This is a genomic window from Pseudomonas oryzicola (assembly GCF_014269185.2).
In the GTDB taxonomy this organism is placed as follows: Bacteria; Pseudomonadota; Gammaproteobacteria; order Pseudomonadales; family Pseudomonadaceae; genus Aquipseudomonas; species Aquipseudomonas oryzicola.
Window position 1 is genome coordinate 267,285 of the sequence record NZ_JABWRZ020000002.1, and the last position, 14,101, is coordinate 281,385.

A 14,101-nucleotide genomic window follows, 5' to 3' on the forward strand; every position below is an offset into this window, starting at 1 on the left:
GACACACCCCATGGACCGCGTGCGAAACCTCCTGGAACAGATCCAGGGACGCCTCGACGAGCTGAACAAGGCCGAACGCAAAGTCGCCGAAGTCATCCTGCTCAACCCGCAACAAGCCACCCGTTTCAGCATCGCTGCGCTGGCCCAGGCAGCCAAGGTCAGCGAGCCGACCGTCAACCGCTTCTGCCGTTCGTTCGGCGTCAGCGGCTACCCCGAACTCAAGCTGCAGCTGGCGCAAAGCCTGGCCAGCGGCGCCGCGTACGTCAGCCGCGCGGTAGAAGCCGACGATGACCCGGCAGCCTATACCCAGAAGATCTTTGCCAGCGCCATTGCCTCGCTCGACAGCGCCTGCCAGCAACTCGACCCGCAGCAGGTCAGCCGTGCCGTGGACATGATGATCCAGGCGCGGCAGATCCACTTCTTCGGCCTGGGCGCCTCCGCCCCGGTGGCGCTGGATGCCCAGCACAAATTCTTCCGCTTCAACCTGGCGGTGTCGGCCCACGCCGACGTGCTGATGCAGCGCATGCTGGCCTCGGTCGCCCACACCGGCGACCTGTTCGTGATCATTTCCTACACCGGACGCACCCGCGAACTGGTCGAAGTGGCACGCCTTGCCCGGGAAAATGGCGCCTCGGTGCTGGGCCTGACGGCCGCCGGTTCGCCATTGGCCAATGCCTGCAGCCTGAGCCTGCATATTCCGTTGCCGGAAGACACCGACATCTACATGCCGATGACCTCGCGGATCATCCAGCTGACCGTGCTCGATGTGCTGGCCACCGGCATGACCCTGCGCCGTGGCGTGGACTTCCAGCCGCACCTGCGCAAGATCAAGGAAAGCCTCAACGCCAGCCGCTACCCGATCGAGGACGACGAACTCAACTGAGCCGGTGCGCCTGCAAACGCAGGTGGGCACGCTGCCCCGGCGCCAGGCTCAGGCCTTCACCACTGCCGCTGGCGGCCTCGACGCAGACGAAGCGCTGGCACTCGCGGCCGGTCACGCCCATCAGCGGGCGATTGCCCGGGTGCCAGACCACGGTGTCGTCACTGTCGCCAGTATCGATGCACAGCTCACGCTGCCAGGCCGGGTCCTGCAATTGCACCCGTGGCGTGCCGGGGTAGACCTTCTGGCAGCCGCCCTTGAGCTTCAGCGCGCCATCCTCACGGCAGGCCTGGCGGTTGAGGCGGTCATAGCCTTCGATGTCCTCGAGCCCGGACAGCGCTATCTCGGACACGTCACTGATACACCAGTAGGCCAGCAGGGCATGGCTCAGCTGGCAGGGTTCGCTGTCCTGGTGCTCGGTGCTCAGGCTCAGCTCCATGCGGCTGTCCAGCCGGGCATGCAGGTCGACCTGCCAGTCGCACAGGTCCAGCCGCCATTTCAGGGTCACGCCCTCCTCGTCCTCGCGGCTCTCCACCAGCTTCCAGTCCAGCAGGCGCGCCCAGCCATGGGCCGGCCACAGGTCCTCGCTGGGGTGACGGCCATACCAAGGCCAGCACACCGGCACGCCACCGCGGATCGCCCCAACCTGCGGCCACTGTTCGGCACACCACAGCCAGGGCCGTTCGCCGGCCGGCTGAAAATGCAGCAGTTGCGCGCCCTGGCGGCTGAACACCGCCTGGCAGCGTGGGTGGTCGATGATCAGCACATCGCGCTGCTGGTAACGCTCCCACTCGAACGTCGGCCGGGGCCGTTGCGAGGTAAAGAAGCGATGAAGCGGATGTTCAGGCATGTTCAGGGCTCTTGTTGTTTGAGATAGCGCTGTCTCGACCTATCCCTGGCACCCACTGCAGGCCAGTGGGTGCCGGGAGCCGAAATTGGATTGGCGTAAATTTACAACAATTGTTCTTAGAATGACGACTGAATCTTCAAGCCTGCGACCAGCGCATTGTCCACCTCGTCGACCCCGCCAGGGCTCTTGATGTACTGCAGGTTGGGCCGCACGGTCAGCCAGTTGGTGACGTGGAAGCCGTAATAGAGCTCGGCGTTGTACTCGGTACGTTGCAGTGGCACGAACCCGGGATTGTCATAATCGTCTATACCGCTCTGGGCGTTGAGCAGCTCGGCGCGTTTCTTCACGTCGTCATTCACATGAATGCGTGCCACGCCAAAGCCGATATCGTCCTTGGGCCGGGCGTCGAAGGCACCTTTGTAGACCAAGCCTACCTGCTGGTAGTTGTCGACCACGTTGGTGGCCTTGTCGTGCACGGTGAAGTTGGCGAACAGGCTCAGGCCACGGTTGACATCGCCAGCATGGGCGGTCACCTGCTGCTGCGCCACGACCCACCAGCCGTGCTTGCTGGAGTGCGACTTGAAGGCTTCGCCAGTCAGCGCCTGCGGGTTACCGTTGACATCGTCGAATACATCATCGGCCTTGGCCGTGCTGTAGTAGTAACCCAGGCGGTACTCGCCCGGCAGGCCGTTGACCTTGGGTGACCACACCGCTTCCACCGGCAGTATCGCGCCCTTGGTGCCGCTGCCACTGAGCTTGAAGCCGTTGCCGGTTTCCAGGTTGGAAGGATTCTGCTCGAAGGCGCCGACCTGGACGAAGAATTCCGGGGTGATGTTGTACTTGACCCGCAGGGCCCACTGGCTGACCGGCCAGTTGTACCAGATACCGCCGACCCAGTTGCCCACCTGTGAGCCGCAGAAGGCCAGGTTCTGGAAGTCGCAGGGGAAGCTGTTGAAGTCCTCGCCTTCACCGAAGCGACCGAATTTCACGTCCAGCGCGCCGTCGAAGTATTTCTGCTTGATCCACATCTGGGTCAGACGCCAGGTCTGGCCGCGGCCCCACACTTCCTGCACCGAACTGAACTGCCCGGCGCGCGGGTCGCTGATGCGGTCGTTGGACAGGTTGCGACCACTGCGCTCGGTGATTGCCAGCTTGAACTCGGCATCGTGCCAGCCAAGGATCTTCTGCAGGTCCAGGTGTGCGCCAAGCGCGAACTGGTCGCTATAGCGCGCGGTCTTGTCATCGTTGTAGCCGCCGTGCAAGTTGCCGGCGACCTCACCGACATAATCCAGAGTGAAGTCGTAACCTTTTTCCAGCAATTCGGTGCGGGTGCCGCCCCAGTCGCCGGTCATCCACTTCGATTCGCTGGAAAAGGCCTCGGCAGCCTGCGTGCCGCTGCTACCAACGATGGCAAGCAAGGCCAACGAGCCCAATGTCCTGATGCGTTTGCGCTGTTCCATCCCTTTGCGTCCTCTTTTTTCTTATTGGTGGTGTAGACGAGTCAACGGCCCTTGAAGTGAGCCACGTTGTCCTTTACTGCTGCGGCGGAGCTGGCCAGATGCACGCGCTCGCCGCTTTCGGCGTCGAACAGCAGCACCCGGGCCGGGTCGAACTGCAGGTTCAGGTTGTCACCTACCTGGCACGTCACATCCGGCGCCAGGCGGCAGCAAACCTTGGTCTGGTTGAGGGTGACGAACACCAGCAGGTCCGGCCCGGTAGGCTCGGTCACCTGCACCTCGGCACGGATGCCAGGCAAGCCGTTGCCCTCCCCGGTGCCCAGCGCGATCTGTTCGGGACGAATGCCCAGAATGATCTCGCGCCCCTCGAGTTCGTCGGCAGCCAGACCCAAAGGCAGTTCGCAGCGCGCCTGGCCGCTGTCGAGCAGCGCCAGCAGGCGGCCATCCTGTTTGCTCAGGCGTACCGGGATGAAGTTCATCGGCGGCGAACCGATGAAGCTGGCGACAAACTGGTTGGCCGGGTCGTTGTAGATCTGTTGCGGGGTGCCGAACTGCTGGATGATGCCGTCCTTCATCACCGCCACCTTGTCGCCCAGGGTCATGGCCTCGATCTGGTCATGGGTGACATACACGGTGGTGGTCTTCAGGCGCTGGTGCATCAGTTTCATTTCGGTGCGCATCTCGACGCGCAGCTTGGCATCGAGGTTGGACAGCGGTTCATCGAACAGGTAGATCTTCGGCCGCCGCGCCAGCGCCCGGCCCATGGCCACGCGCTGTTGCTGGCCGCCGGACAGCTGCGCCGGCTTGCGCGCCAGCAGGTGCTCGATCTGCAGCAGCTTGGCCACCCGCGCCACCTCCTCGTCGATGGCAGCCTGGGGCAGCTTGCGGATCTTCAGGCCGAACTCGATGTTCTCGCGCACGCTCATGGTCGGGTACAGCGCGTAGGACTGGAACACCATGGCGATGTCCCGGTCCTTGGGGCTCATGCCGCTGACATCCTGCTGGTCGATGAGAATCGCCCCGCCGGTGATCTGCTCCAGGCCGGCAATGCAGTTCATCAAGGTCGACTTGCCGCAGCCCGAGGGGCCGACCAGGATCAGGAACTCGCCATCCTTGATCGACAGCTGGATGTCCTTGAGGGTGTCCGGCAGGCCGCTGCCGTAGGTCTTGTTCACATTGCGAAGTTCGAGCGTTGCCATGACTTACCCCTTTACCGCGCCAGCCGTCAGGCCGCGGACGAAATATTTGCCTGCCACCACGTAGACCAGCAGGGTTGGCAGGCCGGCTATCATCGCCGCCGCCATGTCGACGTTGTATTCCTTGGCCCCTGTACTGGTGTTGACCAGGTTGTTCAAGGCCACGGTGATCGGTTGCGAGTCGCCACTGGAGAACACCACGCCAAACAGGAAGTCGTTCCAGATCTGGGTGAACTGCCAGATCAGGCAGACCATGATGATCGGCGTGGACATCGGCAGGATGATGCGGCGGAAGATGGTGAAGAAACCGGCGCCATCCAGCCGCGCAGCCTTGACCAGCGCATCGGGGACGCTCACGTAGAAGTTGCGGAAAAACAGCGTGGTAAAGGCCAGGCCATAGACCACATGCACCAGCACCAGGCCGCTGGTAGTGCTGGCCAGGCCGAGCTTGCCGAGGGTGAACGAGGCCGGCAGCAGCACGGTCTGGAACGGCAGAAAGCAGCCGAACAACAGCAGGCCGAAGAACAGCTGGGAACCGCGGAAACGCCACATCGACAGCACGTAGCCGTTCAGCGCGCCGATGGCGGTGGAGATCAGCACTGCCGGCACGGTGATCATGATCGAGTTCCAGAAGTAACCGCTGACCGTGGCCCAGGCCTTGACCCAACCGATACCGCTGAATACCGTCGGCCAGCTCAGCAGGTTGCCGGTGCTGATATCGTCCGGGGTCTTGAAGCTGGTCAGCAGCATCACCACCAGCGGCACCAGGTACAGCAACACGGCCAGCAACAGCACCGCGTGGATGGCGATGCGGCTGAGGCTCAGCACGGGTTTGTCGACAGGGCTATGCATGGCGTTTGCTCCGCAGCTCCGAGTACAGGTAAGGCACGAGGATCGCCAGGATCGCTCCGAGCATGAGGATGGCGCTGGCCGAGCCCATGCCCATCTGGCCACGGCTGAAGGTGAACGAATACATGAACATCGCCGGCAGATCGGAGGAGTAGCCCGGGCCGCCAGCCGTCATCGCCGCCACCAGGTCGAAGCTCTTGATGGCAATGTGCGCGAGAATCATCAGCGAGCTGAAGAACACCGGGCGCAGGCTGGGCAGCACCACGCGCCAGTAGATGCGCGGCAGGCTGGCGCCGTCGATCTGCGCGGCGCGGATGATCGATGGGTCGACACCGCGCAGGCCGGCGAGGAACATCGCCATGATGAAGCCCGATGCCTGCCATACCGCGGCAATCACCAGGCAGTACACCACCCGGTCCGGGTCGATCAGCCAGTCCAGGCGGAAACCTTCCCAGCCCCAGTCACGCAGCAGCTTGTCCAGGCCCATGCCCGGGTTGAGCAGCCACTTCCAGGCGGTGCCGGTGACGATCATCGACAGCGCCATGGGGTACAGGTAGATGGTGCGGATGAAGCCTTCGCGGCGGATGCGCTGGTCCAGCAGGACCGCCAGCAGCACGCCGATGACCAGGCTGATGGCGATGAACAGGCCGCCGAACAGCAGCAGGTTCTTGCTCGCTACCCACCAGCGGTCGTTGTCGAACAGCCGGGCGTACTGGGCCAGGCCGGCCCACTTGTAGGTCGGCAGGAAGGTCGAAGTGGTGAAGGACAGGACAAAGGTCCAGAGGATGTAGCCGTAGAAGCCCGCCAGGACGATGAACATGCTTGGCGCCAGCACCAGCTTGGGTAGCCAGCGCTGCAGCGCGTCCAGGGGTGAGGCCCGCAGTTGGGCGGTTGTTGTGGTCATGTTGTGGATCTCGAGGTAAAGGCGATGCTTTGCACCGCTTCGCGGGCACGCCCGCTCCCACAGGGGGCCTGCTCACCACAGGTCCCGGGCAGGACGCCGAACCTGTGGGAGCGGGCTTGCCCGCGAATGGCTTTACTGGGCTGCCTTGATCGCCGCCGCCAGCTTCTTCGCCGCATCGGCCGGGTCGGCCTTCGGGTCGTTGATGTAGTTGGTCACCACATCGAAGAACGCGCCCTGCACGGCCAGCGTGGTGGCCATGTTGTGCGCCATGCTCGGCTGCAGCCCGCCGCTCTTGGCGTCGGCGAGGAAGTCCTTGGCGGAGGTTTGCGCGCAGGCATCGAAGCCGTACTTGCCCATGTCGGCCAGCATGTCGTTGCGTACCGGGATGGAGCCCTTGTTGATACTGAAAACCTTCTGGAAGTCCTGGCCCAGCACCTTGCGTGCAATGTCCTGCTGGCCGGCGGCGGTGCCTTCGTCGTTTTGCTTGAACACCACCAGCGAATCGATGTTGTACAGGAACGCCTTGTCCGTGCCGGGGAATGGCACGCACTGGTAGTCCTTGCCGGCGGTTTTCTTCGCCAGGGTCCACTCGCTCTTGGCCCAGTCGCCCATGATCTGCATGCCGGCCTTGCCGTTGATGACCTTGGCCGCTTCGAGGTTCCAGTCCTGGCCCTTGCCATCCGGGTCCATGTAGGTGGCGACCTTCTTCAGCTCGGTCAGCGCCTTGACCATCTGCGGGCCGATCAGGGTGTCGCTGTCGAGGTCGACAAGGGCCTTCTTGTAGCCATCGACCCCCATCACGGCCAGCACCACGCTTTCGAATACGGTGCTGTCCTGCCACGGCTGGCCGCCATGGGCGAGCGGGATGAAGCCGGCGGCCTTGAGCTTGTCGGCGGCGGCGTAGAATTCGTCGAGAGTGGTCGGCGCCTTGTCGATGCCGGCCTTCTTGAACACTTCGGGGTTGATCCACAGCCAGTTGATGCGGTGGATGTTCACCGGTACGGCGACGTAGTCACCGTCATACTTCACGGTGTCGGCGACTTTCTTGTCCAGCAGCGTGTCCCACTTCTCTTCCTTGGCCACGTCCTTGAGTACGTCGGCATCAAGCAGGCCGGTGGCTGCCCAGTCCTGGATGTCCGGCCCTTTGATCTGCGCGACACCCGGCGGGTTGCCAGCCACGGCGCGGCTCTTGAGCACGGTCATGGCCGTCGCGCCCCCGCCGCCTGCGACAGCGCCGTCCTTCCAGGTGAAGCCGTCTTTTTCGACCTGGGCCTTGAGCACATCGACTGCCGCTTTTTCACCACCGGATGTCCACCAGTGCACCACCTCGATACTGCCTTTGGAATCGGCAGCCAGGGCAGTGAGCGGGAGCAGGGAAGCCCCTAGCGAGGCAATGGAGATTGCGGCAGCGAGACGAAACGTAGAGTTCATCGAAGCACCTTTCTTGTTGTTATGCCGTGCAAGTCGGTCGCTTGCGTTGCATTGAGTCTAAACAGCGTGCGCGCCTCGTCAGGTAACGAAGCGATGCGTGAATGTCATCATCTGGTTACATTGGCCGCCAGGCTGCTGGCCAGGCTCGGTGCCAGCGGCAAGCCCGGCAGCAGCAGTGCCTGGTAGGCGTGGTAGAGGTCGGGCTTGCCCGGCCACAGCGTGCCGGCCGGCTGGTTGTGCGCATCGAGTTCGTGATGCCAGCTGCCCGCAACCAGGTCGATGAAATAGTTGGCAATGAAGCCCCAGCAGCGCCCGTACCACTGCTCGTAGCGTGCCTCGCCAGTACGCTGCAACAGCGCCGCTGCGGCGGCGCAGGCCTCGGCATGCACCCAATGCAGGCGAGCGCGCACCATCGGGCGGTCGGCCCAGTCCAGGGTATAGACAAAACCCTCCGCGCCATCGACGCTCCACGCGTGCAAACAGGCCGCGTCGAACAGCGCGCTCGCGTCATCCACCAGCCAGCCCGGTGCACCCAGGCCGGCCCGTTCGAGGCTGGCCTCCAGATGCAGCAGCAACCGCGCCCACTCCAGCGCATGCCCGGGGGTGGTGCCATAAGGGCGGAAAGGATCAGCCGGGCGCTCCTGGTTGTAGTGCGGCAGTGGCTGCCAGAAGGCATCGAAGTGCTCGATGACGCGGTGACCGTTGGCGGCGGCATGGCCATGAATGATGCGTTCGGCGATGCGCAGGGCACGTTGCAGCCACAGGTGGTTGCCTGTGACGTCGGCCAAGGCCAGGAAGGCTTCGACCGCGTGCATGTTGCTGTTGGCGCCACGGTACGGTTCGGGCAACTGCCAGCCACGGGAGAAGGATTCGCTGAGGGCGCCCTCTTCTTCGCTCCAGAAATGCGCTTCAAGTATCTGTACCGCGTCTTCCAGCAGGGCGGGCGCGTCGACAGCGCCGGCCAGCACGGCCGAGCTGGCGGCGAGGGCGACGAAGGCATGCAGGTAGGCCGCTTTGCCGCTGTCGGTATCGCCACCGGGATGGGCGAACCAGCCGCCATAGGTGGCGTCCTGCATGGCACCGCGCAGGGCAGCCACGCCGTGTTCGACATAGGCCAGGTAACCGGGCTGGCCCTGCAGGTGGGCCAGGGCGAAGCAGTGGGTCATGCGGGCAGTGTTCAGGGTGTCGGCACGGGCACCGGGGGCAAGCCACCCCTTGGCATCCAGTCCGCCGAAGCCGTCGGGCAGTTTCGAGGCCTTGGCGAAGGCCAGCAGGCGCTGCGCTTCGGCCAGGCGCCAGGCGGTGTGGTCCGGGTTGTCGAGCCAGCAGGGGGCAGGTAGGTTATGGGTGTTCATGGGCCAGCTTGATCCTTGCCAGTCGTGGGCGAATTCTAGTCAGCGCGGTTGGGCGGGATGTCACGAAGGACGGCGGAATTGTCACCAGGCAGTGACATTCGCCTGGCTGTGCGCCCCCCCCTGGACGCTCAGTCCATGCCCCGCGGCAGATACAACGTCACCCGCAACCCGCCCTCGCGCAGGTTGAGCAAACTCACCTCACCGCCATGGCTATGGGCAATGTTGCGTGCAATCCCCAACCCCAGCCCATAACCCTGCTGCTGCCCCGCCAGGCGGAAGTGCGGCTCGAACACCTGCTCCAGCTGCTGCTCGGGCACCCCTGGCCCGCGGTCATCGACCTGCAGCACGAAACCCTCGGCACTGTCGATGATGCGCAACCGTGCCCGCTCGCCGTACTTGATTGCATTGTCGATCAGGTTGCCGATACACCGTCGCAATGCCAGCGGCTTGCCCGGGTACGGCGCCAGCGCCCGGCCTTCGAGGGTGATGCGGCCATCGCCGAGGTAGGGCTCGGCAAGGATTTCCAATACCTGGTTGAGGTCGATGGGCTCGATGTTTTCATGAATGTCGGTGTCCTTAACGCACTGCAAGGCACCTTTGACCAGCAACTCCAGTTCATCCAGGTCCTGGCTGAACTTGGCCTGCAGGCGTTCGTCCTCCAGCAGTTCCACCCGCAGACGCAGCCGGGTGATCGGCGTGCGCAGGTCATGCGAGATAGCGCTGAACAGCTGGCTACGTTCGGTCAGGTAGCGGCTGATACGTTCGCGCATGCTGTTGAACGCCCGGCCCACTTCCACCACCTCACTGCCACCGCCTTCGGCCACCGGCGCCACATCGGCACCCAGCGACATCTCGCGTGCGGCCCGAGCCAGGCGCTTGAGCGGCCAGCTCTGCCAGTGCACCAGCAGGCCGATGAACAGCAACAGCAAAACAGTGGTCAGCACGATGAAGCCGATCTGCTGGCGTGGCAGGCGTTCGGCCTCCAGGCTGGTATAGGGTTCGGGCAACAGCGAGGCGATGTACAGCCACTCGCCCTCGCCGAGGCGGATCTGCGTCACCAGCACCGGCGGGTTGAGCGGTTCCAGGGTCAACGAGTAGTGCGCCCACGAGCGTGGCAGCTCGTCGAGTTTGAGTCCGCTGTTGAAGATGCGCAGGTCGTCGGGGTTGACGAACGCCACGGAAATTTCCATCTGCGAACCCAGGCGTTCATGCAGCACTTGCTGGAACACGTCGATCACCGCCTGCTTGCGCGGGGTGACCGGCAGTACCGGCATGTCCAGCGGCTTGGCGTTGAGCGACACGAAGAAGCGCGTGCCGCCCATGCTGCGCAGTTGGTCGAGCACCATGGGCCGGTAGCCCACCGGCAGCGAACGAAAGTAGCTGACGCTGGCACTCATCGAGTGAGCCAGGCTGCTGGCGCTGGCGCGCAGGCCTTGCAGTTGGCTGGCCCGCAACTGGGCGACCCAGATGATGCTGGACAAACCCTGGGCCAGCAGAACCACCAACAAGGTCAGCAGCAGCATGCGCCCCAGCAGCGAGCGCGGCAGCAACCGCCAGCGCCGCTCAGCAGGCACTGCAGACATGAGCAGCCAGCAGGTAGCCACTGCCGCGCACGGTGCGGATCAGCCGAGGGGGTTTGTCGGTATCGCGCAGACGCTGGCGCAGACGGCTCACGGCCATGTCGACGATACGGTCCAGCGGCATCGGCTCACGGCCGCGGGTAGCGTTACCGATGGTGTCGCGGTCAAGGATCTGCTGCGGGTGATCGAGAAACAGCTTGAGCAGGGCGAAGTCGGCACCAGAGAGCATCACCTCCTCGCCGTCGCGATGAAACAGGCGATGGCTGACCGTGTCCAGGCGCCAGTCGTCGAAGGCCAGCACCGCACTGCCTGGCGCCGCCTGGCCGAACTCGGCACGGCGCAACAGGGCCTTGATCCGCGCCTGCAATTCGCGCGGGCTGAACGGTTTGCCCAGATAGTCGTCGGCGCCCAGTTCCAGGCCGATGACCCGGTCGGCTTCGTCTGAGCTGGCGGTGAGCATGATGATCGGAACCCGTGCCTGGCGCGGGTGCTGGCGCACCCAACGGCACAGGCTGAAGCCGTCTTCGTCGGGCAACATGACATCCAGGATGACCAGATCGCAGGGGGTGGTTTCCAGGGCGCGGCGAAAGCCCCTGCCGTCGGCTTCGGCATGTACCTGGAAACCAGAGCGGCTCAGGTAGGTTTGCAGCAGTTCGCGGATTTCCTGGTCGTCGTCGACCATCAGGATCGATTTACCGGCAGTGCTCAAGGTGGTCCTTCCTATTGTCTGGTTACAGGTCTTGGTTGCCTGCTATCGGGGCCGCTGCGCAACCCAACCATCTATCCGTGATCCAGCGCCTGCTGCAAGGCCACTCCAGCCCCCAGCAACCCGGAAAATTCCGCCGTCACCAGCCATACCGGCACCCCGGCGAAATAGCCACTCATGCAGCCCTTGTCGGCAAAGCTGGCGGCAAACCCGCTGCGCAGGAACAGCTCGGCAAAACGCGGGATCACACCGCCAACAATATAGACCCCACCGCGCGCGCCCAGCGTCAGCACATTGTTACCCGCCACTCGGCCGAGGAACCGGCAGAACTGCTCGATCACCGCCAGCGCCCGTGGTTCGCCGCCCAGCGCAGCATCGGTGATCTGCGCAGGGGTCTTGTGTCTGGGTGTGTCGCCGTCCAGTGCACAGATTGCCTGGTAGAGGCGCAGCAGGCCACCGCCACTGAGCACGGTTTCAGCGCTGACGTGGCCGATCTGGGCGTGAATCTGCTGGTGAATCGCGGCTTCGCGGGCATTGCCCACCGGCAGGTCGACGTGCCCGCCCTCACCCGGCAAGGCGCACCAACGCTCACCCACACGCAAGAGGGAGCCGACACCCAGACCGGTACCCGGGCCGATGACCAACGCCGGGCGCGAAAGGTCGGCCTGGCCCGGACACACCTCGCGGAACTCGCCATCGCGCAGGCGGGTCATGCCCAGCGCCATGGCGGTGAAGTCGTTGATCAGCAGCAGCTGCTCGATCTGCAGCCGCTGGCAGAACGCCAGACGGCTCAGGCGCCAATGGTTGTTGGTGAAGCGGAACTCGTCGCCATTGACCGGCCCGGCCACCGCCAGGCAGGCAGCAACCACGTCACCGCGAGGAATGCCCTGGCCTTCAAGGTAAGCCTCGATGGCCTGTTCCGGGCTGGTGTAGTCCTCGGTGGCGAAGACTTTCACTGCATGTAGCTGGTTGTCACGCCATAACGCAAAACGGGCATTGGTGCCGCCGATGTCGCCAACCAGCAGGTCCTTCATTTGAGGTTCTCCAGGGCCGAGGTGAAGGCACTGGCGCCCTGCTCTGCCGGGCTGAACGCCATGCGCATGAAGCCGAACAGCTCGCGCCCGCAGCCCAGGTCGTTGCCCTGGGGAGCGGGTGGCAGGTCGCGGCTGGCCAGTTCCTCGGCCGACACCATCACCCGCAGCGTGCCTTCGACGCCGTCAACCCGCACGATATCACCGTCGCGCACCCGCGCCAGCGGGCCACCGTCATACGCTTCGGGGCAGACGTGGATGGCTGCCGGGATCTTGCCGGAGGCACCGGACATGCGCCCGTCGGTGACCAGCGCCACCTTGTAGCCGCGATCCTGCAGCACACCGAGGAACGGCGTGAGCTTGTGCAGTTCCGGCATGCCGTTGCAGCGCGGGCCCTGGAAGCGCACCACGGCAACGAAGTCGCGCTCCAGCTCGCCGGCCTTGAAGGCATCGGCCAGCGACTGCTGGTCGTGGAATACCCGTGCCGGGGCTTCGACCACCTGGTGCTCCGGGGCGACCGCGGACACCTTCATCACGCCTCGGCCAAGGTTGCCTTCCATCACCCGCAGGCCGCCTTCGGCCGAGAACGGTCGAGCCACCGGGCGCAGGATGCTTTCGTCCAGGCTGTGCTGCGGCCCTTCGCGCCACACCAGTTTGCCGTCGTCGAGGAACGGTTCCCGGGTGTAGCGGCGCAGGCCATGGCCGGCCACGGTGTTGACGTCCTCGTGCAGCAAGCCGGCATCGAGCAGCTCGCGGATCAGGAAGGCCATACCGCCAGCCGCCTGGAAGTGGTTGATGTCGGCCTTGCCGTTGGGGTAGACGTGGGACAGGGTCGGCACCACTTCGGACAGGTCGGCCATGTCCTGCCAGGTCAGCTGGATCCCAGCAGCCTGGGCAATCGCCGGAATATGCAGGGTATGGTTGGTCGAACCGCCGGTGGCGTGCAGGGCGACGATGGAGTTGACCAGCGCCTTTTCATCGACGATTTCGCCCAGCGGCATGAAGTTGCCGCTGGCCTTGGTCATGCGCGTGACCTGCTGCGCAGCCTCGGCAGTGAGGGCGTCACGCAGCGGCGTGTACGGGTTGACGAAGGAAGCGCCGGGCAAGTGCAGGCCCATCACTTCCATTACCAGCTGGTTGGTGTTGGCCGTACCGTAGAAGGTACAGGTGCCCGGGCTGTGGTAGGACTTCATCTCCGACTCCAGCAGCTCCTCGCGGCTGGCCTTGCCCTCGGCGTAGCGCTGGCGCACGTCGGCCTTCTGCTTGTTGGAGATGCCGGACACCATCGGCCCGCCCGGGACGAAAATGGTCGGCAGGTGGCCGAAGCGCAGTGCGCCCATCATCAGCCCGGGGACGATCTTGTCGCAGATGCCCAGCATCAGCGCAGCGTCGAACATGTTGTGCGACAGGGCCACGGCGGTGGACATGGCGATCACTTCACGGCTGGCAATGGCCAGTTCCATGCCCGGCTCGCCCTGGGTCACGCCATCGCACATGGCCGGTACGCCACCGGCAAACTGGCCGACCGAACCGACCTCGCGCAGGGCCTGCTTGATCTGCTCGGGGAAGTGCAGGTACGGCTGGTGCGCCGAGAGCATGTCGTTGTAGGCCGAGACGATGGCCACGTTGGCCGCGTTCATCAGGCGCAGGGTCTGCTTGTCCTCGCTGCCGCAACCGGCCACGCCGTGGGCGAAGTTGGCGCATTGCAGGCTGGCACGCATGGGGCCTTCACTGGCCGCGCCGCGAATCAGCTGCAGGTAGCGTTCGCGGGTGGCACGGCTGCGCTCGACCAGCCGCTGGGTGACCTCAAGGATGCGCGGATGCATGTACTGGACTCCAGGCTAATTGTAAGGGCGGTTTAC

Annotated in this window: 12 protein-coding genes; 1 reads left to right on the top strand and 11 read right to left on the bottom strand. The window is 64.5% G+C overall.

Going from position 1 to position 14,101, the window contains the following annotated elements:
* The first annotated feature begins 19 nt into the window (after nt 1-19).
* A complete protein-coding gene (hexR, locus tag HU760_RS19295; protein WP_169774905.1) occupies nt 20-883 on the top strand; it encodes a DNA-binding transcriptional regulator HexR in 864 nt (287 codons plus the stop codon).
* Here the strand turns inward: hexR and HU760_RS19300 are convergent.
* The 11 genes from HU760_RS19300 to edd form a co-directional block, all read right to left on the bottom strand.
* Nucleotides 876-1,730: a D-hexose-6-phosphate mutarotase gene (locus HU760_RS19300; RefSeq protein WP_186673224.1), complete on the bottom strand. Its 855-nt coding sequence runs from the start codon at nt 1,728-1,730 to the stop codon at nt 876-878. The genes hexR and HU760_RS19300 overlap by 8 nt on opposite strands.
* Before the next feature lie 116 nt (nt 1,731-1,846).
* Nucleotides 1,847-3,190, bottom strand: a complete 1,344-nt coding sequence (locus HU760_RS19305) for a carbohydrate porin (protein WP_186673226.1) — start codon at nt 3,188-3,190, stop codon at nt 1,847-1,849.
* Between the two features lie 41 nt (nt 3,191-3,231).
* Nucleotides 3,232-4,386 carry an ABC transporter ATP-binding protein gene (locus tag HU760_RS19310; protein ID WP_186673227.1) on the bottom strand — a complete coding sequence of 385 codons (1,155 nt, stop codon included), beginning with the start codon at nt 4,384-4,386 and terminating at the stop codon, nt 3,232-3,234.
* Between the two features lie 3 nt (nt 4,387-4,389).
* A complete protein-coding gene (locus tag HU760_RS19315; protein WP_186673228.1) occupies nt 4,390-5,235 on the bottom strand; it encodes a carbohydrate ABC transporter permease in 846 nt (281 codons plus the stop codon).
* Nucleotides 5,228-6,136 carry a carbohydrate ABC transporter permease gene (locus tag HU760_RS19320; protein ID WP_186673229.1) on the bottom strand — a complete coding sequence of 303 codons (909 nt, stop codon included), beginning with the start codon at nt 6,134-6,136 and terminating at the stop codon, nt 5,228-5,230. Before HU760_RS19320 ends, HU760_RS19315 begins: the two co-directional genes overlap by 8 nt.
* Nucleotides 6,137-6,268: 132 nt before the next feature.
* Nucleotides 6,269-7,567, bottom strand: a complete 1,299-nt coding sequence (locus tag HU760_RS19325; protein ID WP_186673230.1) for an ABC transporter substrate-binding protein — start codon at nt 7,565-7,567, stop codon at nt 6,269-6,271.
* Between the two features lie 107 nt (nt 7,568-7,674).
* Nucleotides 7,675-8,922 carry a D-mannose isomerase gene (locus HU760_RS19330; RefSeq protein WP_186673231.1) on the bottom strand — a complete coding sequence of 416 codons (1,248 nt, stop codon included), beginning with the start codon at nt 8,920-8,922 and terminating at the stop codon, nt 7,675-7,677.
* Between the two features lie 128 nt (nt 8,923-9,050).
* Nucleotides 9,051-10,505 carry an ATP-binding protein gene (locus tag HU760_RS19335; RefSeq protein ID WP_186673233.1) on the bottom strand — a complete coding sequence of 485 codons (1,455 nt, stop codon included), beginning with the start codon at nt 10,503-10,505 and terminating at the stop codon, nt 9,051-9,053.
* Nucleotides 10,486-11,211 carry a two-component system response regulator GltR gene (gltR, locus tag HU760_RS19340; protein ID WP_186673235.1) on the bottom strand — a complete coding sequence of 242 codons (726 nt, stop codon included), beginning with the start codon at nt 11,209-11,211 and terminating at the stop codon, nt 10,486-10,488. Before gltR ends, HU760_RS19335 begins: the two co-directional genes overlap by 20 nt.
* Nucleotides 11,212-11,282: 71 nt before the next feature.
* Entirely contained in the window at nt 11,283-12,242 is a 960-nt protein-coding gene (locus HU760_RS19345; protein ID WP_186673237.1) for a glucokinase, read from the bottom strand.
* Entirely contained in the window at nt 12,239-14,065 is a 1,827-nt protein-coding gene (edd, locus tag HU760_RS19350) for a phosphogluconate dehydratase (RefSeq protein WP_186673239.1), read from the bottom strand. Before edd ends, HU760_RS19345 begins: the two co-directional genes overlap by 4 nt.
* Nucleotides 14,066-14,101: the final 36 nt, after the last annotated feature.

Coding starts and splice junctions, on each gene's coding strand:
- HU760_RS19300 (WP_186673224.1), bottom strand. CDS start 1,730: ATGCCTGAACATCCGCTTCATCGCTTCTTTACCTCGCAACGGCCCCGG.
- HU760_RS19305 (WP_186673226.1), bottom strand. CDS start 3,190: ATGGAACAGCGCAAACGCATCAGGACATTGGGCTCGTTGGCCTTGCTT.
- HU760_RS19310 (WP_186673227.1), bottom strand. CDS start 4,386: ATGGCAACGCTCGAACTTCGCAATGTGAACAAGACCTACGGCAGCGGC.
- HU760_RS19315 (WP_186673228.1), bottom strand. CDS start 5,235: ATGCATAGCCCTGTCGACAAACCCGTGCTGAGCCTCAGCCGCATCGCC.
- HU760_RS19320 (WP_186673229.1), bottom strand. CDS start 6,136: ATGACCACAACAACCGCCCAACTGCGGGCCTCACCCCTGGACGCGCTG.
- HU760_RS19325 (WP_186673230.1), bottom strand. CDS start 7,567: ATGAACTCTACGTTTCGTCTCGCTGCCGCAATCTCCATTGCCTCGCTA.
- HU760_RS19330 (WP_186673231.1), bottom strand. CDS start 8,922: ATGAACACCCATAACCTACCTGCCCCCTGCTGGCTCGACAACCCGGAC.
- HU760_RS19335 (WP_186673233.1), bottom strand. CDS start 10,505: ATGTCTGCAGTGCCTGCTGAGCGGCGCTGGCGGTTGCTGCCGCGCTCG.
- HU760_RS19345 (WP_186673237.1), bottom strand. CDS start 12,242: ATGAAGGACCTGCTGGTTGGCGACATCGGCGGCACCAATGCCCGTTTT.
- edd (WP_186673239.1), bottom strand. CDS start 14,065: ATGCATCCGCGCATCCTTGAGGTCACCCAGCGGCTGGTCGAGCGCAGC.